Origin of the sequence: Sporomusa aerivorans (assembly GCF_041428895.1) — a bacterium.
In the GTDB taxonomy this organism is placed as follows: domain Bacteria; phylum Bacillota; class Negativicutes; order Sporomusales; family Sporomusaceae; genus Sporomusa; species Sporomusa aerivorans.
On record NZ_CP156926.1, the window covers coordinates 999,465 to 1,025,028 of the forward strand.

Consider the following 25,564-nt stretch of genomic DNA (forward strand, 5'->3'; position numbering starts at 1 on the left):
GTAAATGTGAAGGAAATTATTGCCGTAATCAGGATGAACAAGGTCAGCGCCACAAAAAGAGCTCTGGTGGATGTCGGTATTGCGGGCTTTACCGCTTTTAAGGTAATGGGGCGGGGCCGGCTGGTTGATGATCTGGCGGTTATTGAGGAAAGACGTAAAACCTTGCTGTCCATGAGCGATAGTAAAGGCAATGAACAAGTGGAAAAGATGGTTGTTCAGTTTTTGGACGGTACGCGTTTATTTCCGCGCCGGCTGTTTACCATCCTGGCCCATGATGAAGATGTGGATAAGATTGTGGCGGCCATCATCAGCGTCAACCGGACCGACTACAAGGTCGGCGACGGCAAGATCTTCGTGCTGCCGGTTCTGGACGCCATCCGCGTCAGAACCGGTGAAAGCGGCGAAGCGGGAGTATAAGCTATAAGATCCGGATACAAGTATATATTAGGTAAACAGGCAACGGCGCCTGCTCTGTATGCATCGAGGCAGAGCGGCGTTTTGATTTTTATAGGACATATCAAATTACTAAAGGGAAAAGGGGAATGCAACATGCCAAGAAAAATTGCGATATACGGTAAAGGCGGAATCGGAAAATCCACGACACAACAAAATACGGCCGGGGCCATGGCTCATTTTTATAATCAAAAAGTATTTATCCACGGCTGTGATCCCAAAGCGGATTCCACCCGGCTTATCCTGGGCGGGATGAATCAAAAAACATTAATGGATATGCTGCGGGATGAAGGCGAAGAAAAAATTACTACCGATAAGGTAGTAAAAACCGGCTACCAGGGAATCCGCTGCGTAGAGTCGGGCGGTCCGGAACCAGGCGTAGGCTGCGCCGGCCGTGGTGTAATCACCGCCATTGATCTTATGGAAAAGAACGGCGCCTATACACCGGATTTGGACTTTGTATTCTTTGATGTACTGGGTGACGTTGTTTGCGGCGGTTTTGCCATGCCGATCCGTGACGGCAAGGCTCAGGAAGTATATATTGTAGCCTCCGGCGAAATGATGGCCATTTACGCCGCTAACAATATCTGCAAAGGTCTTGTAAAATATGCCAAACAAAGTGGTGTCCGTCTTGGCGGCATCATTTGCAACAGCCGTAAAGTGGATCGGGAAAGAGAATTCCTGGAAGAATTCACGGCTGCTATCGGCACCCAGATGATTCACTTTGTACCGCGCGACAATATTGTTCAGAAAGCGGAATTTAACAAAAAAACAGTCGTCGAATTTGATGCTGAGTGCAATCAGGCCAAAGAATACGGTGAACTGGCTCATAAGATTATTGAGAACAAGAATTTTGTCATTCCCAAGCCGCTTAGCATGGATGAGTTAGAGGCTATGGTTGTTAAATACGGTATTGCTGATTAACGTGAATCAACAAACTCGCCCAGGTGCCTGATGATGCTATTCAACAAAGGAGGAACAAATAATGCCTTATCATTTGTTTAAATGCAGCGAATGCATTCCCGAAAGAAAAAAACATGCCGTTATCAAAGGACCCGGCGAGACTCTGGCCGATGCCCTGCCGCTCGGCTATCTTAACACCATTCCCGGGTCGATTTCGGAACGAGGCTGCGCCTACTGCGGCGCCAAGCATGTTATCGGTACGCCAATGCGGGATGTTATCCATATGAGCCACGGGCCGGTCGGGTGCACCTATGACACCTGGCAAACCAAACGCTATATCAGTGAAAATGATAATTTCCAGCTTAAATATACTTATGCTACCGATATGAAAGAAAAACACATTGTGTTCGGCGCCGAAAAGGTCCTGAAACAAAATATTATTGAAGCATTCAAGGCCTTCCCCAATATCAAGCGGATGACCATCTACCAGACCTGCGCCTCGGCGCTGATCGGGGATGATATGGATGCGGTGGCCCAGGAAGTCATGGAGGAAATGCCGGAGGTGGATATCTTCGTCTGCAACTCTCCCGGCTTCGGCGGTCCGAGCCAGTCGGGGGGCCATCACAAGATCAACATCGCCTGGATTAACCAGAAGGTCGGTAATGTGGAACCGAAAATCACCAGCGATTATGTTCTCAATTATGTGGGTGAGTACAACATTCAGGGTGACCAGGAAGTTATGCAGGATTATTTCCGGCGCATGGGCATTCAGGTGCTGTCCACCTTTACCGGCAACGGGTCTTATGACGACCTCCGGTCCATGCACCGGGCCCAGCTAAATGTACTGGAATGCGCGCGTTCCGCCGAGTATATCTGCAACGAACTTAGAGTACGGTACGGGACACCGCGGCTTGATATCGACGGCTTTGGCTTTGAGCCGTTATCGGCCTCGCTCCGGAAGGTCGCCATGTTCTTTGGCATTGAGGAACGGGCCCAGGCCATTATTGACGAGGAAACCGCCAAATGGAAGCCAGCGCTGGACTGGTACAAAGAACGCCTGAAAGGGAAAAAAGTATGTCTCTGGCCGGGCGGTTCCAAGCTCTGGCACTGGGCGAATGTCATCCATGAAGAAATGGGCGTCGAAGTAGTTTCGGTATATACCAAGTTCGGCCATCAGGGCGATATGGAAAAAGGCATTTCCCGCTGCGAGGAAGGCGCGCTGGCTATTGACGACCCCAACGAGCTGGAAGGGCTTGAAGCCATGGAAATGCTGCAGCCGGATATCATCTTTACCGGCAAACGTCCGGGTGAAGTCGCCAAGAAGATCCGCGTCCCCTACCTTAACGCCCACGCCTATCACAATGGTCCCTGGAAAGGTTTTGAAGGCTGGGTCCGGTTTGCCCGTGATATCTACAACGCCATTTATTCGCCGATGAATAAGCTTGCTTTTCTGGATATCAGCAAAGATGAAATTCCCGCAGATAAAGGCTTTGAAACGCAAAAAATGCTGTCTGATGTGAACTTAAGTGAAGAAATCACCGCTTCGGAAACGCTGCGGGAGTACGATGGTAAATATGACATTATTGCCGACCTGCGCAAAAAGACCTATCCTGAATTTCCGCGGGAAGTCAAACAGCTTCCGGCGGTATAACGGAGGATGAAAGCTATGGAAAATAAAGAAAAAATTGAACAGCTTCTGGATTATATTATGAAAAAATGTCTGTGGCAGTTTCATTCCCGCGCCTGGGACCGCGAGCGGCAAAATCAGGAGATTCTGACCAGGACCATGCAGCTATTGTGTGATGAACCGGTTGAAAAGGAAACGCCTGCCGATAAATGCTACTGGGTGGATGCCGTTTGTCTGGCGGATGCCTATAAAAGCCGCTACACCTGGCTGACCGACATGAGTAAGGACGAAATCAAAGAAGTTATGCAAGGACTCAAAGAGCGTCTTGATTTCCTGACCATTACCGGATCACTGAATGAAGAGCTTAAAGACCAACGGTATTAACCTAGATAATAAAAAAGCTGTGCCACTACTATGGCGGACACAGAGCAAAACAAAAGAAAAAGGAGTAATGCTATGTTTTGTGAAGTAAAAGCAAAAGAACGTATCGGTGTTATCAATCCGATATTTACCTGTCAGCCTTGTGGTGCGCAGTATGCCAGCATAGGGATTAAGGAGTGCATAGGGATCGTTCATGGCGGCCAGGGGTGCGTTATGTTTGTCCGCCTGCTGTTTTCGCAGCACTTCAAGGAAAGTTTTGAACTGGCTTCTTCCTCCCTGCATGAGGATGGCGCGGTATTTGGCGCCACTCACCGGGTAGAGGAAGCGGTGGATGTGCTTCTGATGCGCTATCCGCATGTGAAGGTTATACCTATTATCTCGACCTGCTCGACCGAGGTCATCGGCGACGATATTGACGGCGTTGTTTTGAAGCTTAATAATGGTTTGTTAAAAGAAAAATATGCCGGCCGGGAAGTGCACCTCATTCCCATTCATACGCCAAGCTTTAAAGGCAGCCAGGTCACCGGTTATGATGTTGCCGTGCTGGATTTTGTCAGTCACTTTGCCAAGAAAAGTGAGCCAAACGGCAAAATCAATTTAATTACCGGCTGGGTCAACCCCGGGGACGTAACCGCGCTCAAGCATCTGCTGGCTGAAATGCAGGTGCCGGCGACCGTACTGTTCGAAATCGAAAGCTTTGATTCACCGTTGATGCCGGATGGAAACCATGTTTCCCACGGGGATACCACGATTGCGGATCTGACAGACACGGCCAACGCGCTGGGCACCATTGCCCTCAACCGGTACGAAGGCGGCAAAGCCGCCCGGTACCTGGAAAGCGAATTCGATGTTCCGGCTGTTATCGGCCCGACGCCGATCGGTATCCGCAATACCGATACCTTTTTGCACAACCTGAAAAAAATGACCGGCAAACCCATTCCGGAATCCCTTGTGAGAGAGCGGGGCATTGCCATTGATGCCCTGACCGACCTGATCCACATGTTCCTGGCTGATAAAAAAGTCGCCATCTACGGACATCCCGACCTGGTTATCGGTTTGGCGCAATTCTGCCTGGATCTGGAAATGAAGCCGGTGCTGCTCTTATTGGGTGATGACAATACTTCTTATCCGGATGATCCCCGTATTATAGAGTTGCAAAAAAACGTGGATTACAAAATGGAAATTATTACTAATGCGGATTTGTGGGAACTGGAGAACCGCATTAAAAACGAAGGACTGGAGCTTGATCTGATTCTGGGTCATTCCAAAGGACGGTTTGTTTCCATTGACAATAACATTCCCATGGTGCGGGTAGGTTTCCCTACCTATGACCGGGCGGGACTGTACCGTCATCCGGTTGTCGGTTATGCCGGCGCCATCTGGCTGGCCGAAGCTATGGCCAACACAATCTTTACCGATATGGAATACAAGAAAAACAAGGAATGGGTACTTAATGTCTGGTAATAGGGCCGGAGACCGGCCGGTAAACCGGCGAACCGCTTCATCCTGTAGCTAACCCGCTCTAAGACTCCCGCTTCTAAAAGCGGGATAAGAGCGGCTAAGCTCCTGGATAAGGGCGACTAACCTTCAGGTGGGATTCAAACCCCATCTGAAGCTAAGTCTACTTTATAATAGGTTTACATTATTTGATTCTGCCAGTTCCCGGGTCGCTTTATGGGTTCTGGCAGAATCATATTACAAAGAGGGCGGGACAATGATAAATCAACTTGCATTAGAGGCATTTGAAGAAGATTACCGGAGTGCCAGGATGTATCATTTCCGGGCCAACCAGTTTTTGGAGGAAGGCCAGCACCCCAGCGTGGTATTTAATGTGGCGGCTGTTGCCCTGGAGAATTATCTTATCGCTTTGTGTCATTTATTTGGCGTGGAGCCAAGTAATCACAACTACACCTGTCTGATGGATGCCGTTGAAGAGGTTACCGCGATTCCCGGTCAGCTAAATGAGGAAATACGGTCACTGGACTCCATCTTTGGCATATGTTCGATCGAAAATTACTATCATGGTGAACCGGAACCGGTTGACACCGACCGGGTGCTGAGAATGTGCGACGATGTCAGAAAATTGTTCGATCCCTCGAAAATGGCGGCCGTCAAAGCGGCGATGGAAAAAGTCTGAGAGGTTATTATGAGAATACATTACTTGCAGCATGTGCCCTTTGAAGATCCTGCCAACATTGTGTCCTGGTCCCGGCAACGAGGCCACAGTCTTACCGGCACTCACTTATATAATTATGAAGCATTGCCAGGCCTGGAACAGTTTGACTGGCTGGTTATCATGGGCGGACCCATGAACATTTACCAGGAGGATGAATATCCCTGGCTTGCCGCCGAAAAACAATTCATTAAAGCAGCCATAGACAAGAAGAAAGCGGTCCTGGGGATATGTCTTGGCGCCCAGCTTATCGCCGATGTGTTAGGCGGCAAGGTTACCAAAAACCCGCAGGGTGAAATTGGCTGGCTGCCGGTACAGTTTTACGGTGAAGCCTTAGAATCGCCGCTCTTTACAGGCTTTCCGGCAACAGTCCGTGTATTTCAATGGCATAACGATACTTTCAGCACACTAGGGGAGGGCTGTGTTTGTTTTGCCGGCAGTGAGGCCTGCGGGCACCAGGCCTTTGTGTATAAGGACCGCGTTATTGGTCTTCAGTTTCATATGGAGTGCAGCGAAGCCAGCATCCGGTCGCTGCTCCGGCACTGTGCCGATGAACTGACAGATGGCCCCTACCTGCAAACTGAAAAACAGATTTTGGATAATATGGGTTGTTTAAAAACAGTCAATGCCCTGATGGATGAATTTCTTGACCGGCTGGAACAGTACTATCTGAAACGGGAGTGAGCATCAATGGAGCAGATAAAATACACAAAACGGATTTGCGGTGATAAGGAAAAAATAACCCGCTTTTTGCAAGAGCAAAGAGTTGGAACCTTAAGTATGTGTGAAGAGGGTGGCCGGCCTTACGCTGTGCCGGTAAACTATGTCTACTGGAACAACAAAGTATATATTCATGGTATGGGCAGCGGCAAAAAGAATGATGTACTGGCTGTTAACAGAACGGTGTGTTTTACTGTTTTTGAAGAATTCGGCACTGTGGCTGATGCTGTGCCGGCTAAATGTGATACCGCTTACCTGAGTGTCGTTATTTTCGGGAAAGCTTTGCCGGTAGAGGATTTGACGGAAAAGACCCAGGCGCTTATTCAGATTGTGGAGAAATTCATGCCGCAATATTTTAAGACACCACTGGCGGCGCAGTTTGTCGATAAATACCGTTCGTCCTTTGATGACAAGGCGGTAGCCGTATACTGCATTGAGCCGGAAGACCTGACTGCCAAAGAGAACCCGGTTGATGAAGCGAACATGTTTCGCGGATAAAAAGGGGTGAGCGAAATATGAATGAGGAACTGGCCAAAATCACAGCCCAACATCCCTGCTATGCTGCCGATGCCCAGCATACCTTCGCCAGAATGCATTTGCCGGTGGCGCCGGTATGCAATATCAGCTGCAACTACTGTAACCGGAAATATGACTGCGTCAATGAGAGCCGGCCGGGCGTAACCAGTGAAGTGCTTACCCCCGAGCAGAGCCTGGAAAAGTTTGTCCGGGTAAAAGCGGCCCTGCCGCATTTGAGCGTTGTCGGTATTGCCGGTCCGGGTGACGCCCTGGCCAATTGGGAAGCCGTAAAGCACAGTCTGACGTTAATCCGGGAGGAATCGCCGGAGACAATATTCTGCTTATCTACTAATGGCCTGATGCTGCCGCATTATGGGCAGGATATCATTGACCTTGGCGTTAAACATGTGACTGTTACGGTAAATTGTCTGGAACCGGCCATTGGCGCTAAAATCTATCATCATATCCATTATCAGGGTAAATATTGTGTTGGGGAGAATGCCGCGGCAATACTGATTTATAACCAGCTGGCGGGAATTAAGCTGCTGGCCGAAAGCGGTGTTTTGGTAAAGGTCAATACAGTTATGATTCAGGATATAAATGCAAAGCAGATTCCGGACGTAGTAAAAAAAGTAAAGAGCCTGGGAGCGTTTATGACCAATATCATGCCACTCATTCCGGCGCCCGGCAGCGCGTTTCAGAGTTTACCCCAGACTGACATGAAGGCGGTAAATGCTATGCGGGATCTGTGTCAGACCCACCTGCCCCAGATGCGCCATTGCCAGCAATGCCGGGCTGATGCGATCGGCCTGCTGGCCGAAGACCAGGCGATGAAATTCCGCAGTATCCAGCCGGGGGCGGCGCAGAAGTCCGGTCTGCGGGCCCAGTCGTATAGAGTGGCGGTCACTTCCCGGTATAAGAAACTGGTGGATTTGCATTTTGGTCACGCCGAAGAGTTTCATATTTACGAAACAGACGGTGTGGAGTGCCGGTTTATTGAAACCAGGCCGACTCCGAAATACTGTCTGGGTACGGAAAGCTGTGACGAGGCTGTGGCAGTAAAAGCTAGGGTACTGCAGGGTATCGCCGACTGTGATGCGATACTGACTATGCGCATTGGCCACGAGGCAGAGCAGCGGATCAAGGAACAGGGAATTGCGGTAGTGGAAGCCTGCAGCAGTGTGACAGAAGGCTTACTCCAGGCTTTCCATCAATTGCGGCATGAGAAAGAGCAGGCAGAAAATGTATTGCGCGCTATCTGAAAATTACCGGTAATTTAGAAAATGTAGGAAAGAGGGTAGTAGGATGAAAACGGACATTGTGTTTATTGACCAGACACTGAGTTATGCATTGGAGAACCAATATGTAGACAGTTCGGCCTGTAGCCACGTAAAAGAGAAATTGGCAGCCCTGGCCCCTGTGCTGTTCGACCTGACCCTGGCGGCATATGCAGTCGTTATGCATGCGGACGGCATGGGTACGGAAAATATACGCGTTGGTGTCCGGCCTGCTGCCGACGAAGTTGACAGGGCGTATCTCCTGGGGTGCCGGCAGATAAAAATGGGCCTGAGTTATCAGGAAGTAAAAACGTTGCCGGCAGCGGTTAAGGAAGCATTGCGCCTGGCCGAGGCCCGACAAATGACGGTAGCCTTGCATATCGCCGGTTGTTGCCGCTACTCGGCAAGCGGGCTATATCAGATTGCCCGGCTGGTGCGAATATATAATAATATAACCAGCTTTGTTGTTGATGACCGGCAGGGTGAACTGGACCCCATGGTGACCTACCGGACACTGCGGTCGCTTAAGCGGGAAATACCCTGTGGTGTGGAGTATTATGGCAATAACAGTAAAGGATTGGCGGCGGGCAATGCCCTTAGCGCCATAAGAAGCGGTATTGGCCATATTGCCGTTGCCTGCGGCGGGGTCGGCGGCTACCCGGCCTTGGAAGAAGTACTGATGGGCGCGCGGTATTTACTGAAGCTGCCGCTAACTGTGCCGGAAAACATGGCAGCGTGCTGTGCAGAAATATTAAAGTATGTCGGGCAGCGTGTCCATACTACCAAGCCGATCATCGGTGCCAATATTTTCGCGCACGAATCAGGTATTCATGTAGATGGCGTCAATAAAAAAAGTGATTTATATGAGCCTTTTACTCCCGAGACGGTGGGCTTGCCCCGGAAAATTATTATTGGCAAACATTCGGGTAAAGCCGCGATTGAAATGAAACTGAAGGAAATGAGTATTGTCATTCAGCCTGCAGTGGTACCGCTGATACTGGAGAAAGCCCGGGCCCTGGCAATTGGGCAAAAAGCGCCTGTTTCCGATCAGCAATTACAGAAACTGGTCTGTGAGGCGGCGTCGTGAAAAAAATACGCATTGTCGACACTACCCTGCGTGATGGCGAGCAAGCGGCCGGTCTGGCATTTTCCCAGACGGAAAAACTGGCTATTGCCAAGGCTCTGGACCGTGCAGGCGTATTTGCCATTGAGGCGGGGACACCGGCCATGGGGGTGGAGGAGCAGCGTACCTTAAAAGCCATTGTTGATGCGGGGCTGTCGGCGAGGGTCATAGCCTGGAATCGGGCTGTCAGGCAAGACGTACTGACCTCGGTGGATTGTGGTTTTTCCTGTATTCATATATCGATTCCGGTATCGGATTTGCACCTTAAATATAAGTTGAAAACAACCAGGGAAACCGTTTTGCGGCAACTAGCCGACTCGGTGGCGTATGCACGCAGTTTTGGCTGTACCGTATCGGTGGGCACTGAGGATGCATCGCGGGCTGATGAAACCTTCTTTTTGCAGGTGGCCGAAGCCGCAGCCGGTATGGGGGCGGAATATATCCGTTATGCCGACACGGTGGGCTGCATGGAACCGCTTAATACCTACGAAATTATGCTAAGGCTTGTGAAAAGCTGCGCCCTGCCCATTGAGATTCATGTGCATAATGACTTCGGGCTGGCTACGGCCAATACCGTTGCCGCCGTCCAGGCCGGTGTGCCTATGGCCAGTGTTACCGTGGGCGGGATTGGCGAACGGGCGGGCAACGCTGGCCTGGAACAGGTGGTTGAAGTATTGTCAGAACTTTATAGGCATGACACCGGTATCAAGCGGGCATTGCTGCCTGATCTAAGCCGGTTGGTAGCTGAAGCATGCAAAGGGGCTGCGGCGGGGAGCGACCAGGAATAAAGACGCTGAATAAATATAAAAGCTTCATGGGTACCACGAATACCCATGAAGCGCAGGCAAATCTTCTAATCCCAGTGGCACTAGGCTCATTTGATTTACCTGATTTTAATTATAGCAAGTTGTTTTTTCTTTTTCAAGAAGAACCGGGAGGATTCCACTCAACCTTGCCTGTAGCTGGCGGAAGGTAAATAAACCGGTTACTCTGCGGCGCTTCTTTCCGTTGCCGGCACCTTTGTCGGCACATGCTTTAGCTGGAAGGTCATCTGGCTGAATAAAGAGGCCACGTTAACCTGGATAATGGCTACCGAGTCGGGGACAAAAACCGGATAGGCAGAAAAATTGACAATGCCCTGTATACCTGCTTTGATCAAGTGATTTACTGTTTCCTGGATATACGACGGCGGCGTGGAGATTATGCCAATGCTTATGTTTCTGGTATTAATAATTTCTACGAGATTCTCGCACTGCTCAACCGCCAGGTCCAGATTGTCAACCGGCAAGCCGACGTTTTGTCCGGACAGGTCAATTACTGAAAGAATATTTACTGCCGGCGGCCAGTATGAATAAACCACAGATGGTAAGGCAGGCATGCCATGGCAAACCAAAACAGCATTCCAGACAGTGTCATACCCCAGGATCTTTTCAATCCGCCGGAGGAGGTATTCAATCTGGTATCCGACGCCTTTGGTGCCAAATTCGCCAAAACAGGAAAAATCCTTACGAACTACATGTGGCTGAATACCTGTACGCCTGCCGAGATCGCTGGAAACAACAATAGATACACCATTCTCTTTCATTATCTTTAAAACACTGTGGTATAAAGCCATTCTGTGAATGGTATGTCGGGAAACATCCGCGAGTTCGAACAAAACCGGGTCCCTCCTTCCTGTTTAAAATAATCCCGGGTAGGCAATAAAATAGACCGTCCGGGCACACAACGATGTGTATGCTGCCCAGACGGTCGACAATTCTCACAACCTGCACTCCACGTGGTAAACTCCACTTAACCGTCAGTAATGCAGATCAATATACCTTTGTGAATATTTTAACAGCCATTATAAAATCCGTCAAGCATTGATTCTGAATTTTTTGTAAATATTAGCTGCTATGGATTATAACTGTGCCATAAGTTTGCCGGTCTGAGACAGATCATAGCCGCCCATGCCGGAAACTTCGTCAAAAAACGCCTGGGATTTAAGAATTGACAGGAGCGCCTGGAAAGCCGGTTTTTCCACATCATCCTGCCGGATAACGATGTCATACCGCTCTTGTTTCAGCGGGATGAAATCCACGCCGCTGATTTGCAGGGCGACCTTTTCGATACCTACGGCAACATCTGCCTGACCTCTGGCGACTGAACTGGCAACTGCCAGATGGCTCATTTCCTCCTGGGCATAACCGGTAATGCGGTTAGAGTCGATGGCCAGTTTATACAGCATTTCGTCCAGCAAAACCCGGGCGCCGGCGCCGCTTTCGCGGTTAATCAGCCGAACGGTGTCACGCGTTAAATCTTGCCAGTCCAGAATGTTCTTAGGATTGCCTTTGGCAACGTAGAATCCGGCGTTGCGGTAAACCAAATTAAAAATAAGTGTATGCTGTCCGGGCAGTAAACGACGTACGTAAGGGGTATTGTATGTATCGGAGTCGCTATCCCACAAATGGGCGGTAGCTGCGCTGGCCGCCTTTCGATACAGCGCAAACAAGGCATTCATACTGCCAATATAGTTGCGTAAAAATCTCATGTGCGGCATTTGGGCTTCAAGATGCCTTGTCAGAACGTCCAAGACAATATCCTGACCGCAAATGATAAAATCACCGGACTCCTGCATTTGCTTTTCTGCGGGTGATTTGGACTGGGGTGTGGCATGTTTTTTAGAATTGCGGATATATGTGTCCAAATCGGCTGCATCAATTCGCATATTCCGGCCAATGCGATAGGAGGGAATATCGCCGCGCTTTATCATCTCATAAACGGTAAAACGGGAAATCTTCAAGATTTTCGATACTTCTTCCGGTGTATAAGAAGTTGAGTTATTCATGCATACACCTCAATCTAATTAGAATAAACCTAAAGTTATGCACCTATCATACAACAAATTCCCGGACAACACCATAAGCGGTTATGACAAAAAATAAAAACGTCCAGTCTGAGGATAAACCGAGACGGAGGAGACTCTCGCTGAGGCTTTTTAATGTAAAAAAATCCCGCCAGGCGGGATTTACGAAGGGAACCCACAGAAATTAACCATTTCTTCCGGTAAGCTATGTTGCGGGTTTACGGCAGCGTTTTCGGCTAGGGTGGTTTGTTTGTCGTTGTCCGCAGCCTCAGGGGACTCTGTTTGCAGGGTTGTTTCAGTATCCAGAGCAATCACATCCCAAACAATATATTCCGCAGTAAATACTTTGCAGACACAGGCGGAAAGTACATTGGCAACACTCCAGCGCTGGCGCTTGGCTTTTGCTTTTGCCAACACACATTCGCCTGCAAGACTTTAATGCGTTGTATATAGCATTTCCCTAACCGTCTATTTCATCCGCTTATCTCCTGGCTTCAGCGAACTTTATTGCGGTGCTTTACAGATAAAGCAGACTTAGCTTCAGAAGGGATTTTAACCCCATCGGAAGCTAAGTCTCTGGATAAATACGGGGAAAGGACGCGGATGGCAGGAATAGTCCTGCCGGGATTATGGACGGCAAGCTAAAAATATTGCCGGAAATGGAATCGTTTACTTCCGACAAATCATAAACTATAAAAACACTGAACAGATACAGACCTTTTTCAGTTACGGAAGAGGTCTATCTTTTTGCAGATATTCGAAGTTCCTATGCGAGAAACTGATGAAGTGCGACAGAAAGGCGGAGTTAGGCGGAGTGGGAGGTGCGCTTTTTTGAATACAGTTGAGAGAGTGTATTATTTTAGCCAGCTTCTGGGCAAGCCGATTATTGACGCTGCCGGGCGGCGTATTGGTAAAGTCAAAGATATGGTGGTTAAATGGGACGGGGCGGCGCCAAGCGTTACCGGAATTAAAACAGGGAGAAATGAACTGGAATTGGTGCCAATACAGTTTGTGGCGGAAGTCGGCGCGAAGCAGGTGCAACTGGCCGGAGAAGCAGGTGAAAATGTTGCAAGATCCATACTGGATACTGAAATAAGCGTCCGGAAATGGCTGCTTGACAAACAGATCATTGATATTAAAGGGGCCAGACTTGTGCGGGTTAATGACATAACTTTGGCCTGGGGCCCGCGGGCGGGTTTAGAAATGGTGGCTGTGGACATTGGCGTGCGGGGCTTATTGAGGCGTCTTGGTCTGGAGTTTTTAGTCAGAAATATGGCGCATAAGTTTATTGGCTGGCAGCATATTAAGCCTTTGCAGGATACAACCTCCAGCCTGCAGTTAACGCGCGACAAAGAGCAGCTGCGGCAGCTGCATCCTGCCGATGTCGCCGACATTGTTGAGCAAATGGACTATAACAGCCGCGCCGGCTTTTTACGCAATTTTGATTTACAGCAGGCTGTTGAGGCGCTGGCGGATATGGAACCGGCGACCCAACTCGAAATTATCAGCCAGTTGGACCAGGAGCAGGCAGTGGAGTTTCTGGAAAATATGCCGCCGGATGGCGCGGCTGCTATACTAAGAGATCTGCCGGACGACAAATCCCGGGCATTGCTCCGGTTAATGCCCGGCAACTCTGCTGTAAATGTACAGAAGTTAATGAGCTATCCTGACGATACGGCCGGTGCTTTAATGACTACCAAATATCTCGGCTTGCGCGTTCAGGATACTGTCGCCGGTGTTATTGATAAGATCCGTGAGCTGGCGCCTGTTGCCGAGACTATCTATTCTATTTATGTTCTTGATGCCGGCGGAGCGCTGCTGGGAGTAGTTTCGCTGCGGGAGCTTATTTTGGCAAGACAGGGAGACAATCTGGCCGGTATCATGCAGGAAAAAGTGATAAGTGTGCACTGTAGCGACAGCCACCGCAAGGTGGCCGATATAATTAACAAATATAAACTACTGGCAGTCCCTGTTATTGACGATCAGGGGAAGATGCTTGGCATTATTACGGTCGATGATGTGCTGGCGCAGCTTTTACCTGAGCGCGGCCGGGGTGATGTAGGGGTTAGCTTAATTATCAACAGGCGCCTCGGGAGGTGGTAAGCCATGAAGCTGGTTACAGGTATTCGCGGGCGTATCGGTATGTTTCTTGCAGTAATGGGACCGGGAATTATAACGGCGTTTGCCGATAATGACGCCGGTGGAATTGCCACCTACGCGGCGGCCGGCGCCAAATATGGCTATACCCTGCTGTTTACTATGTTTGTTGCTACTATTTGTCTGGTTATTGCCCAGGAAATTTCAGCGCGTACGGGAGCTGTCACCGGCAAAGGGCTGGCGGACCTTATCCGTGAACAATTCGGTGTCAGGTGGACATTGTTTGCCATGGTCGTATTGCTTATTGCCAACATTGGTACAACGGCATCCGAGTTTTCAGGCATTGCTACGAGTTTCGAAATCGTTGGGGTTAATAAATATATATCGGTACCAGTAACGGCCGGCATCATTTGGTGGCTGGTAGTCAAAGGCAGTTATGACCGGATTGAGAGAATATTTCTTGCTTTGTGTGTAACGTTTATAAGTTATATAGTCTCAGGCCTGCTTGTTAACCCGCCTTGGCACGAAGTGCTTATTGCCTCAGTAACACCGTCTTTTTCCCGTGATACCGAATTTTTGCTGATGGCGATAGGGGTGATTGGCACGACGATTACGCCCTGGGGACAGTTCTATGTGCAGGCTTCCATTGTTGACAAGGGAATCATGGCCAAAGACTATGCATATACCCGCTGGGATGTTTTTGTAGGCTCTTTCTTTACCGGTTTGGTTGCGTTCTTTATCATTGTCGCCACTGCGGCCACTTTATACAGTAATAATATCGCAATCGAAACGGTGAAGGATGCTGCAGTGGCACTGGAACCGCTGGCCGGGAAATATGCCAGTATGCTGTTTGCTTTCGGGCTATTTGGCGCATCAACCCTGGCAGCATTTATTCTGCCGCTGAGCACTGCTTATGCGGTTTGCGAAGCCTTTGGCTTTGAACGCGGTATTAGTAAGTCCTATGAAGAAGCGCCAATATTCTTTGGGTTATATACATCGCTGATTGTGGTTGGCGCCGGCCTGGTCCTCTGGCCGGGGCTGTCGCTGTATCATGTCATGCTTACTTCTCAGGTGGTCAACGGGGTGCTATTACCCCCTATCCTGCTTTTTATGATGTTTATTGCGAGTGACAGGAGCATAATGGGAGATTACGCCAATTCCGCCGTTTATAATGGCGTTTGCTGGATTTTTACCGTTATGCTTATATTGCTGACGATGCTGTTATTAGCCTCTATGGCTGTACCTGATGTACTGAACACGGTAATGCGTTATTTTAGTATGTAGCCGCAGGTAAATAATATTGCGGACGTCCTAGCAAAATAAAAAATCCCGCGCGGCGGGATGGTGAAAGATAGTAATTGTCCGGTGATTTAGCCGTTGTTAGGGGGAGAACCGGGCGGCTCGCTGGCTGGGGATTCTGCCGTCGCACTGGCGGGTAGGGGCAGATCTGTGCAAAAACCGATCGGGCAACGTGGCTCAAGTGGCGATTGGCGCCTTAACTTTAACAGTAAAAAATTAATCTGGCTGACATGCTGCACAAGTTCAACAGCCGAGCCGTCGGGCAACGTGCCTTCAAACCAGATTAGACACGGGTTTAAGTAACCAAGCCGGGTTACGCTGAATTCTGTCGATTTGCCGAAGCTTACCAGTCTCATACCTACTTCGTGTTCCTGGTCCAACTGAGCCTCAAATCCCTGGACGCGCTGAATCAACTGCTCAAAGATGCTTTTGGCTGTATAGGGCTGATTAAAATCAGCCAACTGCTGACCGAATGATTTCAGCATTGGGATATCCGGCAAGGACCAGCTTAATGGATTCAAAGTCATTACTTCACTCCCCAACGGTTTCTTGTTGCTTCTTATTCTCGACCGTACAGCCTCACTCCTGTAACAGCACGCAAAAAAAGTCCAGCCTGTGCAGTGAACAAACAGGCTGGATTTTTCAGTAACGCAGAAATGCACGTTTATACTGAAAATATATAATATTAGTATCCAATTTTAATAAAAAATGCCTGGAAATTGGATATTTACAGTAATGAATGAGGAACGTATAATGAATACAATATTTTTGTGGGGCTCAAGAGGGGGAGTTAGTATGGCTGTTGCTTTGGCAAAATGTATGGATTTGATGACAACATCTGCTGTAAGAGAAATACTGAAAGTTACCGAACGTCCGGAAATCATCTCGCTGGCGGGCGGGTTGCCTGCGCCGGAGCTTTTTCCTGTAGAAGAAATGAAAAATGTTACTATTGAGGTGTTGGAGGAGGCCGGCGGCCAGGCGCTGCAGTATTCGACAACAGAAGGGTTTACGCCATTGCGCAGACAGATCGCCGCCAGGATGAACCGCAAATTCAAAACAGACTTTGCCTGTGAGAATATCCTGATTACCAGCGGATCGCAGCAAGCGTTGGATTTCTCCGGTAAGCTGTTCTTAAACGAGGGAGATGTTGTGCTATGCGAAAGTCCGACCTATTTAACCGCAATCAGCGCCTTTCGGGTTTATAAACCGACATTTGTGGAAGTACCGACAGATGATGAGGGCATGATTCCCGACGAGCTGGAAAAGGTTCTTGCGTCAACGGCAAATGTTAAGTTTATTTATGTTATTCCCGATTTCCAAAATCCTACCGGCCGGACCTGGACCTGGCAGCGCCGCCGGCAGTTTGTTGAGATAATCAATAAATATGAGATTCCGGTTCTAGAGGATAATCCCTACGGCGAGTTGCGCTTCGAAGGCGAAATTTTGCCATCCATTAAATCATTGGATACCAGAGGTTTGGTAATAGCACTGGGAACTTTTTCGAAGACGTTTTGCCCGGGCTTAAGAATTGGCTGGATTGCGGCGGATATTAAATTTATTGAAAAATATATAATGATTAAACAATGCGCTGATTTGCATACGTCCTCTATGAGTCAAAGGCAGATATCCAAGTATATGGAATTATATGATTTTGAACAGCATATCCAGCAGATCATCGCTGTCTACCGCCAACGGCGGGATGCTATGCTGGACGCTATGGAGCAGCATTTCCCCAGCGATATCCAGTATACCCGGCCGCAGGGAGGTTTGTTTACCTGGGTAGAGTTGCCGCCGAGTATCAATGCAATTCAATTATTAACCATAAGCCTCAGGCATAAGGTTGCATTTGTGCCCGGAGAATCTTTTTTCCCCAACAGGCATGTCCCGAATACACTCAGGCTGAATTATTCCAATATGCCGGAAGAGCGAATCTATGAAGGAATCAAGCGCTTAGCAGCAGCAATACGTTGCTATAAAGCAGATTAGCTTCAGGTGGAGGGAACCCCATCTGGAGGTTAGTCGCCGGATAAATAATGTCAGCACCGGAGGGATACCTGAGCGAAAAAGTGCATGAATGCAACTGATGTGTATTCTATTCGCCGCCTCTAGGCAAACAGGACTGAACTATGTGATAATATAAAGATAAAGTATCTGGGGGATATGAGACAGTGAATATGAGTATAAATGCAATGATGAGAGCAGTGCCGCGAGGGGTTCCCCTGGTTGGCCTGGGCCATATGGTAACCGATTTGTCGCAGGGGGCGCTTCTGGTGGCCCTGCCCTATTTTAAGGCCAAATTTGGGCTGAGTTATGCTGAAGTAACGGCGATTGCACTGATGCAGAATCTGACTTCCTCAGTGATACAGCCGGTATTTGGCTACTGGAGCGACCGCAATCCCCGGCCCTGGCTTATGGCGGTCGGCTGTCTTTTTTCCGGGCTGGCTATGCTGGCCTCACTCCTGGTGCCGAGCTATTGGCAGCTGCTTATCTGCACCGCTTGCACCGGCCTGGGTATCGCAGCCTTCCATCCGGAGGGGGCCAAGACCGTCAACCGGTTAAGCGGGGCGGCCAAGGGCAAGGGTGTCAGTATGTTCGTCGTAGGCGGCAATGCCGGTTTTGCCCTTGGATCGCTCATTATGGGACTGCTGCTGGCAGAACCGTTCACCGGCTTTTTATGGGTTTACGCCGTTCCCTGTATGCTGACCAGCCTGTTCCTGTATAAACTGGTGGCTGCTTTACCGCCGTCAGAGGTTAAAGGTGTGCAAAGCCTCAGCGGGCTCAAGGGCATGTTTTCTGTGTCGCTTTTAGCGCTTCTGGGAGTTGTACTGATGCGGGCCACTGTCAGCTCAGGTATCAGTACGTTTATCCCGCTATATTATGTTTCGTATTTAAAAGGGGATGCTATGTATGCCGGATCGCTGCTGACCGTGTTTCTGGCCGCCGGCGCTGCCGGGACGCTGGCCGGCGGCGTATTAAGCGACCGGTTTGGCAGCAAAAAGATTATGCTATGGTCGATAATACCGGTAAGTGTTTTGCTGGCCGTGTTTAATCTGGCACCTGAGGTGGGCGTGTATGCTGTATTATCCATTATTAGCGCCTGCTTATCGGCTGCTTTTGCCAGCAGTATGGTATTGACCCAACGCATGATGCCGGGAAATGTCGGTATGGCTTCCGGACTGACGCTCGGCTTCAGTGTCGGGCTGGGGAGTATGGGCGTGCTTTTGCTGGGGCGGATTGCCGATATCTGGTCATTGCCGGCCGTATTCGATATTTTGGCTTTTCTGCCATTGGTGGCTTTTGGCCTGACCCTGCTTGTCAATGACCAGATGAGTGGCGGCAGGCTGGCGGTGACAGAAGAAGCGGGGTAACCTAACTACTGGGTAATGATGGTATAAAACTCGCGCTGGGCTTCGATAGAAGGGCGGCGCGAGTTTTATGATTCTGTGATGGTTTCTGATCCCGCTATAATGGGAAATATTAATGAAATTAGCAGGGAGAGCGTGGTATGTGTCGAAAAAGATATACTCCGGGAATTGTTTCAGTCAAATATGTTGCTTGTGAATTTGGGGTCAGGGAAGGTATGAGGTAACGGTCGCAGTATGATGGATGCAGCAGGAAAAGAACGTTTATGGTCTAAAGATTTTATTTTTCTGGCGGTTTCGAATGCGCTATTGTTTTCAGGATTTCACATTCTGATTCCAACTCTGCCGCTGTTTATTGCCAGCTATGGGGGAACAGACGCGCAAATCGGACTCATTATGGGGAGCTTTACCTTTTCCGCGATTTTAATTCGTTTTTATACGGCGGTAGGAATTCGGCGAATGGGCAAGAAGGCTTTTCTGGTCAGCGGCATTGTGATCTGCCTCCTGGCAACAGTGGGCTATTACTGGGCCGACAGTGTAGCCTGGTCGCTGGCAGTGAGGATTTTGCACGGGGTGGGCTTTGGAATAGCCACAACCATGTATGCCACGATAGTGTCTGATCTTATTCCGGCGTCCCGCCGGGGTGAGGGGATGGGGTATTTTGGACTTGGCACCACCTTGCTGATGGCGCTGGCGCCGGCTATTGGCGTCTGGATAGTTGAAAGTTATGGTTTTGCCATTTTATTTTGCATGGCCACTGCCAGTCAGATTTTTGCGTTATACTGGACCCGGGCTGCCAGGGTGCCTGCCGCCCGCTATGCCGCCGCACAAACCGGACAATCAGGTTTGGACCGGTTTGTGGAGAGCAAAGCTGTATTTCCGGCTTTTCTCAGTCTGCTGTTTGGTGTCTCAATTGGCGGGGTATTAAGTTTTGTAACCTTACTCGCCAGGGAGGTGCATATTGCCAATGCAGGCTATTTCTTTTTAATAGCTACCTCGAATGTCTTTTTAGTACGCCTGGTAGTAGGTAAGGTCTTTGACCGCAAGGGACCAGCCTGGGTTATTATCCCCGGCGCTATAATATTACTTACCGGCATGCTGCTTTTGTCTAAAGTTTCCTCGCCGGCATTATTTTTGTGGGCGGCGGTTTGCTATGGGCTTGGAACCGGGACATTGTTTCCCGCCTTGCAGACCTGGATGATTAATATGGCTGTCCCTGAGCGGCGCAGTATCGCCAGTGCGACTTTTTTTAACGCGCTTGATACAGGCGTAGGCGGAGGCGCTATTGTTCTCGGAATAGTAGCCGGTCAGGCGGGCTATCAGGCGGTCTATTTTTACGCAGCCAATGTTATTATTTGTTTTATTGCTTTTTACATATTATATTTAATTAGACAGACCAGAAAACAATTAATCGAAAATTAATGTGCTGGCCAGAAACTTAAGAAATGAGGGTTGATGTATGAAGAAGCTTGTCGTTATTATGCTTGCAACAATATTGACGCTGGTGTTCACGGGTTGCGCCGGCAACAAAAAAGAGGACCCGGCTCCTAAGCAAAGCCAACTGCAAAATATTACCGTCGGTCTTATGCCTGACGTCGACTCCATTCCGTTTATTATTGCCCAGGAAAAAGGGTATTTTAAGGAGGAAGGCCTGACAGTAACGCTCAAACAGTTCAAGAGTGCGATGGAACGGGATAGCGCCCTGCAAAGCGGCAATCTGGACGGCGCCATCTCCGATATGCTGGCCGAGGCTTTCGCCAAAGCGGGTGGCTTTGATACGGTGATTACCTCGTTGTCGACCGGAAGCTATAAAATGGTTGCCGGTAAAAATGAAACAGTCACATCTATCCAGGACCTCAAAGGCAAAGATGTTGCCATCTCGAAAAATACCATTATTGAATATGTCACCGACCGGATAACGGCGCAAGGCGGTTTGCCGGCCAATGGCATTAATAAGGTTGTCATCCCGCAGATTCCGGCTCGCCTGGAAATGTTGCAGAACGGTAAGATTGCGGCAGCCACCCTGCCGGAACCTTTGGCAACCGTGGCGATAAAAAATGGGGCTAAACTGGTGAACTCCTCCGATCAATTGGGCATTAATCCCGGTGTCCTGATCTTTACTACCAAGGCTGTTACGGAAAAGGAGAAAGAGATTCAGGCTATGTACCGGGCTTATAGCAAAGCCATAGAATATTTAGCGAAAGAACCCAGAGAGAACTATATCGATTTAATAGTAGAAAAAGGCGGTTTCCCCAAAGATGTCAGAGATGCGCTTGTCCTGCCCAAGTATACCAAGGCTGCAGCTCCGGAGCAAAAGGATGTGGACGGTGTTATCGCCTGGCTCTTGGAAAGAAAACTCATTCAGAAACAGTACAATTATTCAGAGCTGGTTGACGCCCGCTTTGTCAGGTAAACAGTCATGATCCGGATTAAGGACTTACATATTGCTTATGAAGCCAGAGGATATAATTACGATGTTTTAAAGAATATAAACCTGGAACTTGCCGCCGGTGAGACCTGCGCCATTATTGGTCCTTCCGGCTGCGGCAAGTCCACGCTCTTAAAAGTGTTGGCCGGGATTCTTAAAAAATTTGCGGGAACTGTCGAAATTAACGGCCAGCCGGTTATGCCGCAAAACCAAAGAATTGGCTTCATACCGCAAAATTATGGGCTGCTGCCCTGGAAATCCATTGCGGAGAATATCCGGCTGGGTGTGAAAATAAAAGACAGGAATCAGCGTGACAATGAACAAAATCTGGCGGCCATGATCCAACTATTGGGACTAAACGGTCTGGAACACCGTTTTCCCGGAGAATTGAGCGGCGGCCAGCAGCAGCGGGTTGCTCTGGCCCGAGCTTTTCTGCTCAAACCGGATCTTTTGTTAATGGATGAACCGTTTTCGGCATTGGACGCTATGACCAGGGAAGAAATACAGAATGTGTTTTTAGAGGTGTGGCGCCGGCATTCAGTTTCCACCATTCTGGTAACCCACCATGTGGAGGAAGCCGTGTATCTGGGGCGAAAAATTGTCATTCTTTCGGCTGCGCCGGGTACAGTCAGCAAGATTATCGAGAATCCCTTGTTTGACACTCAGGATGCCCGTAACCGGCAGGAATTTTTTCAGCTCTGTCTTGAATTGCGCAAGATGATAAAAGAGGATTGGTCAAAGTGAGAAGAAAAGGACCGGGAGTCTGGTATATATACGGCACCATTATTTTCTTTGTGTTATGGCAGGTAATTGCCAGTTGGGTAAGGCTGCCCATTATCCCGCCGCCGGGAATCGTAATGGTCAATTTATTTAATATCTTCCTGCCGCAAATCGCAATTCATGGTTTGTACAGCCTGTGGCGAATTCTGGCGGGGGTCTGCCTGGGGGTTTTAATTGGTATACCGCTGGGACTCTGTATGGGATATTTTCCACGCTGGGACAAGCTGTTATCACCCCTGGTGTATTTGACGTACCCCATACCGAAAATTGCGCTCCTGCCTGTTGTTATGCTGATTTTCGGCCTTGATGAGTTGTCGAAAATACTGATGATATTCCTTATTATTGTTTTTCAGGTAATCGTAGCCGTGAGGGACGGAGTCAAGAGTATCCCTAAGGAAACATATTATCCGCTCTACTCATTGGGAGCCGGTTATCTGGATGTGTTCCGGGAAATTCTTATCCCCGCTTCCATGCCCAAGTTTTTGACTTCGCTGAGAGTGGCCATGGCGACAGCCGTCTCGGTGCTGTTTTTCACTGAAACATTCGGAACGCAATATGGGATGGGTTATTTTATTATGGATGCCTGGCTGCGGGTCAATTATCTGGAAATGTACTCGGGAATTGTGGCTTTGAGCAGTATCGGCCTTACCTTATTCAGTACGATTGACTACCTGGAACGAAAAATATGCGGCTGGCAGTACCAGTAGACAGAAGCGGAAAGAGCAATATTCCTGCGGACGTTGGGTTTTCCGCTTATTCACGAGTGGAGCTTTCAAGACAATATTTATAAATAATTTCCTTAGAAGTTCTTATGATTTCTAAGGAAATTATTTTAGGCAGATGTTAAAACTTTTTATCGGTATAGTACGATATTTTCAAAATTTTGGAAATAATAGAAAGGAAAATACTTTGCATAGAGGTTTGGCTAAGCGTGAGTAGTAGAGGTTAGTTACAGGATAAATTTGCATTTGTTCCGCTGGTTGTATATAATAAAGAGACTAGTAAGTGATCGGCGTTAAGTTTTAATCATATTGTGCGGATGATAATGTAACGTTGAGCAAAAACTAGGATCTAAGAGATCCTAGTTTTCTATTATCCTGATAGAAAGTATAACTTTCGCCTGGATAAGGGCAACAGCGGCTGCCAACTTCGCCACAGGCCCGGTTGAGAGGCGTGTTCTCTTTATCCGACGACTAACCTGCAGCTGGGCTTAAAACCCCGCCTGAAGCTAAGTCTACTTTATATTACTAAAAATAAATAATCTACTATTGGAGGTTCAGGTTTCCTTGAATAAGAACGAAAAATTGCTCATTATACCACTGGGCGGTCTTGGTGAAATCGGCAAAAACATGACGGTGTTTCGCTACGGCGATGATATAATTGTCATCGACTCCGGTCTGGCATTCCCGGAAGAAGACATGCTGGGAATTGATTTAGTTATTCCTGATATGACGTATTTGATTGAAAACAAAGAAAAGATCAGGGCAGTTATCTTAACCCACGGGCACGAGGATCATATCGGTTCCTTGTTCTATTTGCTGCGGCAGGTGGATGTGCCTGTCTATGGTTCCCGGCTAACATTGGGCCTGGTGGAAGGCCGGCTGAAAGAATACGACGTTTCCGACCGCAATTTGTGTCCCGTCGGCCCGGGGGATTCCCTTACGCTGGGACAATTTGAGGTTGGCTTTATCCGGGTAAACCATTCCATTTCCGATGCACTGGCCGTTTATTTAAAAACACCGGTGGGGACAGTGGTGCATACCGGTGATTTCAAAATTGATCAGACACCAGTTGACGGCAACATGATTGACATCCATAAATTCGCTGAGTTAGGCAACCAGGGGGTGTTGGTGCTCTTATCCGACAGCACCAATGCCGAGCGACCGGGTTTCACCAAATCAGAACGGACAGTCAGCGAATCGCTGGATGACTATTTTAGTGAGGCCAAGGGACGAATCATACTGACGACTTTTGCTTCTAACGTATCCCGGCTGCAGCAAGCCATTAATTCGGCCTGTAAATATGGGCGTAAGGTGGCGCTTTTAGGCCGGAGCATGGTCACCGTGATAACCAAGGCAACAGAGCTTGGCTATATGACCATTCCGGAAGGGGTTCTGATCGGGGTCGAAGAAATTAACCGCTACCCTAATAACCAAATTCTAATACTGACTACAGGCAGCCAGGGTGAACCGATGGCGGCGCTTAGCCGCCTGGCTTCCAAGAGTCACCGCAGTCTGGAACTGACGCCGGGAGACAGTGTACTGATTGCGGCTACGCCCATTCCCGGCAATGAGCGATCTGTCGGCAGAACGATAGATGCTTTAATGCGGCTGGGTGTGCATGTCGTTTATGAGCGATTGTCGGGTATCCATGTATCCGGCCATGGCAGCCAGGAAGAACTTAAATTAATCTTGAACTTAGTCCGTCCTAAATATTTAATTCCTGTGCACGGCGAACACCGGATGCTTAGGCAGCATGGTAAGCTAGCCGCTGAAATCGGTGTGCCGCAAGAAAATGTATTTATCGGCGAAAATGGCTATGTATTTGAATTTACGGCTGAGACAGGCCGGTTTGCCGGCAAGGTAACGGCCGGTAAGGTTTTTGTTGACGGCCTGGGTGTGGGCGATGTCGGCAATATTGTAATCCGGGACCGGCGGCAACTGTCACAGGACGGGGTTTTGATCGTGGTTGTTACGCTGGATAAAGCCAAAGGCAGTATCTTAGACGGTCCGGACATTGTTTCCCGGGGATTTGTTTATGTTCGGGATTCCGATGTGCTTATTGATGAATCCCGCAAAATCGTGCGAACGGTGTTAGAACGTTTTGAGAATCAGCCAATTACGGAATGGGCCCCTTTAAAGTCCGGTATCCGCGAAGCGCTGTCCAAGTATTTATTTACCAAAACCGGCCGCAGACCCATGATCTTGCCGATTATTATGGATCTGTAAGCTTGACTGCTGATTCAGACAGGAGGTACTTACCCATGTGCCTCCTGTTTTTTTTTTTGAGGATATGTTTTTGCCTGCAAATCTTTATCGGTTATTATATATTCAAAAAGAATCCTAAAAATTGTCCGCTATAATGACTACATAACCGGCGAACGGTGAGCGCCAATAAATTTGTCAGAGGGGTGAGAAGCATGAAAAAAATGGTACACCGTATGTTCAATGGCTTTCTTAGTTTAGTTACAACAGGTTTAATTATGGCTTCCCCTGTGGCGGCTGTAATCTATGCAACAGAGCCTGGGGTGGCGATGGAAAGATTCGGTATCGTGGAGGCGAGGTCGATACTGTACACCGCTTCTATTACCGGACAGCCTGAAATTTTTATTCCTGAGAAAAAACCGGAAAAAATCATGGAAAAACCCGCTGCGAATGATCATAAAGAGGACCAGGAAGCCGGGAGGAGCTTGACATTAGACAAATAATACCATACTCTTGGGGTAAATAACTATGTATATTATCTATATGTCACCCAATAAAGAGATTTCTGCCGGGCGGGATTTTGTAATGCATTTTTACTTTCATGCCAACACTGACCGGCAAGGGCTTTATGGGAAGTACATAGATACTAGCTGGGA

At 48.6% G+C, this 25,564-nt stretch carries 25 protein-coding genes and 1 riboswitch; of the genes, 21 read left to right on the plus strand and 4 right to left on the minus strand.

The window, feature by feature from the left end:
- The first annotated feature begins 6 nt into the window (after window positions 1–6).
- The 11 genes from SATMO3_RS04510 (at window position 7) to SATMO3_RS04560 (ending at window position 9,961) form a co-directional block, all read left to right on the plus strand.
- Window positions 7–417 (plus strand): P-II family nitrogen regulator, encoded by a 411-nt coding sequence (locus SATMO3_RS04510; protein ID WP_371378090.1) that lies wholly within the window; start codon window positions 7–9, stop codon window positions 415–417.
- A gap of 132 nt (window positions 418–549) precedes the next feature.
- Entirely contained in the window at window positions 550–1,377 is an 828-nt protein-coding gene (gene nifH, locus SATMO3_RS04515) for a nitrogenase iron protein (protein ID WP_371378092.1), read from the plus strand.
- Window positions 1,378–1,438: 61 nt separating this feature from the next.
- Window positions 1,439–3,007, plus strand: coding sequence for a nitrogenase iron-iron protein, alpha chain (anfD, locus tag SATMO3_RS04520; protein ID WP_371378095.1), 1,569 nt, complete (start codon window positions 1,439–1,441; stop codon window positions 3,005–3,007).
- 15 nt (window positions 3,008–3,022) lie between these two features.
- Window positions 3,023–3,367, plus strand: a complete 345-nt coding sequence (gene anfG / locus SATMO3_RS04525; RefSeq protein WP_371378098.1) for a Fe-only nitrogenase subunit delta — start codon at window positions 3,023–3,025, stop codon at window positions 3,365–3,367.
- A 72-nt stretch (window positions 3,368–3,439) separates the two neighbouring features.
- Complete coding sequence (gene anfK / locus SATMO3_RS04530; protein WP_371378101.1) at window positions 3,440–4,828, plus strand: Fe-only nitrogenase subunit beta; 1,389 nt, start codon at window positions 3,440–3,442, stop codon at window positions 4,826–4,828.
- 250 nt (window positions 4,829–5,078) lie between these two features.
- The gene (locus SATMO3_RS04535) at window positions 5,079–5,501 is read left to right on the plus strand and encodes a hypothetical protein (RefSeq protein WP_371378104.1); all 423 of its coding nucleotides are present in this window, start codon (window positions 5,079–5,081) and stop codon (window positions 5,499–5,501) included.
- Window positions 5,502–5,510: 9 nt separating this feature from the next.
- Window positions 5,511–6,221, plus strand: coding sequence for a type 1 glutamine amidotransferase (locus SATMO3_RS04540; protein WP_371378107.1), 711 nt, complete (start codon window positions 5,511–5,513; stop codon window positions 6,219–6,221).
- A gap of 6 nt (window positions 6,222–6,227) precedes the next feature.
- Window positions 6,228–6,755, plus strand: a complete 528-nt coding sequence (locus SATMO3_RS04545) for a pyridoxamine 5'-phosphate oxidase family protein (RefSeq protein ID WP_371378109.1) — start codon at window positions 6,228–6,230, stop codon at window positions 6,753–6,755.
- 17 nt (window positions 6,756–6,772) lie between these two features.
- Window positions 6,773–8,035 carry a nitrogenase cofactor biosynthesis protein NifB gene (gene nifB / locus SATMO3_RS04550; protein ID WP_371378112.1) on the plus strand — a complete coding sequence of 421 codons (1,263 nt, stop codon included), beginning with the start codon at window positions 6,773–6,775 and terminating at the stop codon, window positions 8,033–8,035.
- A gap of 43 nt (window positions 8,036–8,078) precedes the next feature.
- Window positions 8,079–9,137 carry a hypothetical protein gene (locus tag SATMO3_RS04555; RefSeq protein WP_371378115.1) on the plus strand — a complete coding sequence of 353 codons (1,059 nt, stop codon included), beginning with the start codon at window positions 8,079–8,081 and terminating at the stop codon, window positions 9,135–9,137.
- Complete coding sequence (locus SATMO3_RS04560) at window positions 9,134–9,961, plus strand: homocitrate synthase (protein ID WP_371378118.1); 828 nt, start codon at window positions 9,134–9,136, stop codon at window positions 9,959–9,961. Before SATMO3_RS04555 ends, SATMO3_RS04560 begins: the two co-directional genes overlap by 4 nt.
- 197 nt (window positions 9,962–10,158) lie before the next feature.
- Here SATMO3_RS04560 and SATMO3_RS04565 read toward each other — a convergent pair whose 3' ends face one another.
- The 3 genes from SATMO3_RS04565 to SATMO3_RS04575 form a co-directional block, all read right to left on the minus strand.
- Window positions 10,159–10,830 (minus strand): redox-sensing transcriptional repressor Rex, encoded by a 672-nt coding sequence (locus SATMO3_RS04565; protein ID WP_371378120.1) that lies wholly within the window; start codon window positions 10,828–10,830, stop codon window positions 10,159–10,161.
- Between the two features lie 75 nt (window positions 10,831–10,905).
- Window positions 10,906–10,989, minus strand: a riboswitch (ZMP/ZTP riboswitch).
- Window positions 10,990–11,073: 84 nt separating this feature from the next.
- Window positions 11,074–12,000 carry a substrate-binding domain-containing protein gene (locus tag SATMO3_RS04570; RefSeq protein WP_371378122.1) on the minus strand — a complete coding sequence of 309 codons (927 nt, stop codon included), beginning with the start codon at window positions 11,998–12,000 and terminating at the stop codon, window positions 11,074–11,076.
- A gap of 180 nt (window positions 12,001–12,180) precedes the next feature.
- Window positions 12,181–12,432: a hypothetical protein gene (locus SATMO3_RS04575; protein ID WP_371378125.1), complete on the minus strand. Its 252-nt coding sequence runs from the start codon at window positions 12,430–12,432 to the stop codon at window positions 12,181–12,183.
- Between the two features lie 417 nt (window positions 12,433–12,849).
- Here SATMO3_RS04575 and SATMO3_RS04580 point away from each other — a divergent pair, with 417 nt between their 5' ends.
- Window positions 12,850–14,121, plus strand: a complete 1,272-nt coding sequence (locus tag SATMO3_RS04580; protein WP_371378128.1) for a magnesium transporter MgtE N-terminal domain-containing protein — start codon at window positions 12,850–12,852, stop codon at window positions 14,119–14,121.
- A gap of 3 nt (window positions 14,122–14,124) precedes the next feature.
- The gene (locus tag SATMO3_RS04585) at window positions 14,125–15,399 is read left to right on the plus strand and encodes an Nramp family divalent metal transporter (protein WP_371378131.1); all 1,275 of its coding nucleotides are present in this window, start codon (window positions 14,125–14,127) and stop codon (window positions 15,397–15,399) included.
- A gap of 86 nt (window positions 15,400–15,485) precedes the next feature.
- Here the strand turns inward: SATMO3_RS04585 and SATMO3_RS04590 are convergent, their stop codons facing one another.
- Window positions 15,486–15,941 carry a DUF6173 family protein gene (locus tag SATMO3_RS04590; protein WP_371378134.1) on the minus strand — a complete coding sequence of 152 codons (456 nt, stop codon included), beginning with the start codon at window positions 15,939–15,941 and terminating at the stop codon, window positions 15,486–15,488.
- A 268-nt stretch (window positions 15,942–16,209) separates the two neighbouring features.
- Here SATMO3_RS04590 and SATMO3_RS04595 point away from each other — a divergent pair, with 268 nt between their 5' ends.
- The 8 genes from SATMO3_RS04595 (at window position 16,210) to SATMO3_RS04630 (ending at window position 25,411) form a co-directional block, all read left to right on the plus strand.
- Window positions 16,210–17,400 (plus strand): PLP-dependent aminotransferase family protein, encoded by a 1,191-nt coding sequence (locus tag SATMO3_RS04595; protein WP_371378138.1) that lies wholly within the window; start codon window positions 16,210–16,212, stop codon window positions 17,398–17,400.
- Between the two features lie 188 nt (window positions 17,401–17,588).
- Window positions 17,589–18,782 (plus strand): MFS transporter, encoded by a 1,194-nt coding sequence (locus SATMO3_RS04600; RefSeq protein ID WP_371378141.1) that lies wholly within the window; start codon window positions 17,589–17,591, stop codon window positions 18,780–18,782.
- 231 nt (window positions 18,783–19,013) lie between these two features.
- The gene (locus SATMO3_RS04605; RefSeq protein WP_371378144.1) at window positions 19,014–20,198 is read left to right on the plus strand and encodes an MFS transporter; all 1,185 of its coding nucleotides are present in this window, start codon (window positions 19,014–19,016) and stop codon (window positions 20,196–20,198) included.
- A gap of 37 nt (window positions 20,199–20,235) precedes the next feature.
- The gene (locus tag SATMO3_RS04610; RefSeq protein WP_371378147.1) at window positions 20,236–21,189 is read left to right on the plus strand and encodes an ABC transporter substrate-binding protein; all 954 of its coding nucleotides are present in this window, start codon (window positions 20,236–20,238) and stop codon (window positions 21,187–21,189) included.
- Between the two features lie 6 nt (window positions 21,190–21,195).
- The gene (locus SATMO3_RS04615) at window positions 21,196–21,948 is read left to right on the plus strand and encodes an ABC transporter ATP-binding protein (RefSeq protein ID WP_371378150.1); all 753 of its coding nucleotides are present in this window, start codon (window positions 21,196–21,198) and stop codon (window positions 21,946–21,948) included.
- The gene (locus SATMO3_RS04620; protein ID WP_371378153.1) at window positions 21,945–22,691 is read left to right on the plus strand and encodes an ABC transporter permease; all 747 of its coding nucleotides are present in this window, start codon (window positions 21,945–21,947) and stop codon (window positions 22,689–22,691) included. Before SATMO3_RS04615 ends, SATMO3_RS04620 begins: the two co-directional genes overlap by 4 nt.
- Before the next feature lie 579 nt (window positions 22,692–23,270).
- Entirely contained in the window at window positions 23,271–24,932 is a 1,662-nt protein-coding gene (locus SATMO3_RS04625; RefSeq protein WP_371378156.1) for a ribonuclease J, read from the plus strand.
- Window positions 24,933–25,123: 191 nt separating this feature from the next.
- On the plus strand, window positions 25,124–25,411 hold the full coding sequence (locus SATMO3_RS04630) for a hypothetical protein (RefSeq protein ID WP_371378159.1): 288 nt from the start codon (window positions 25,124–25,126) through the stop codon (window positions 25,409–25,411).
- Window positions 25,412–25,564 lie beyond the last annotated feature (153 nt).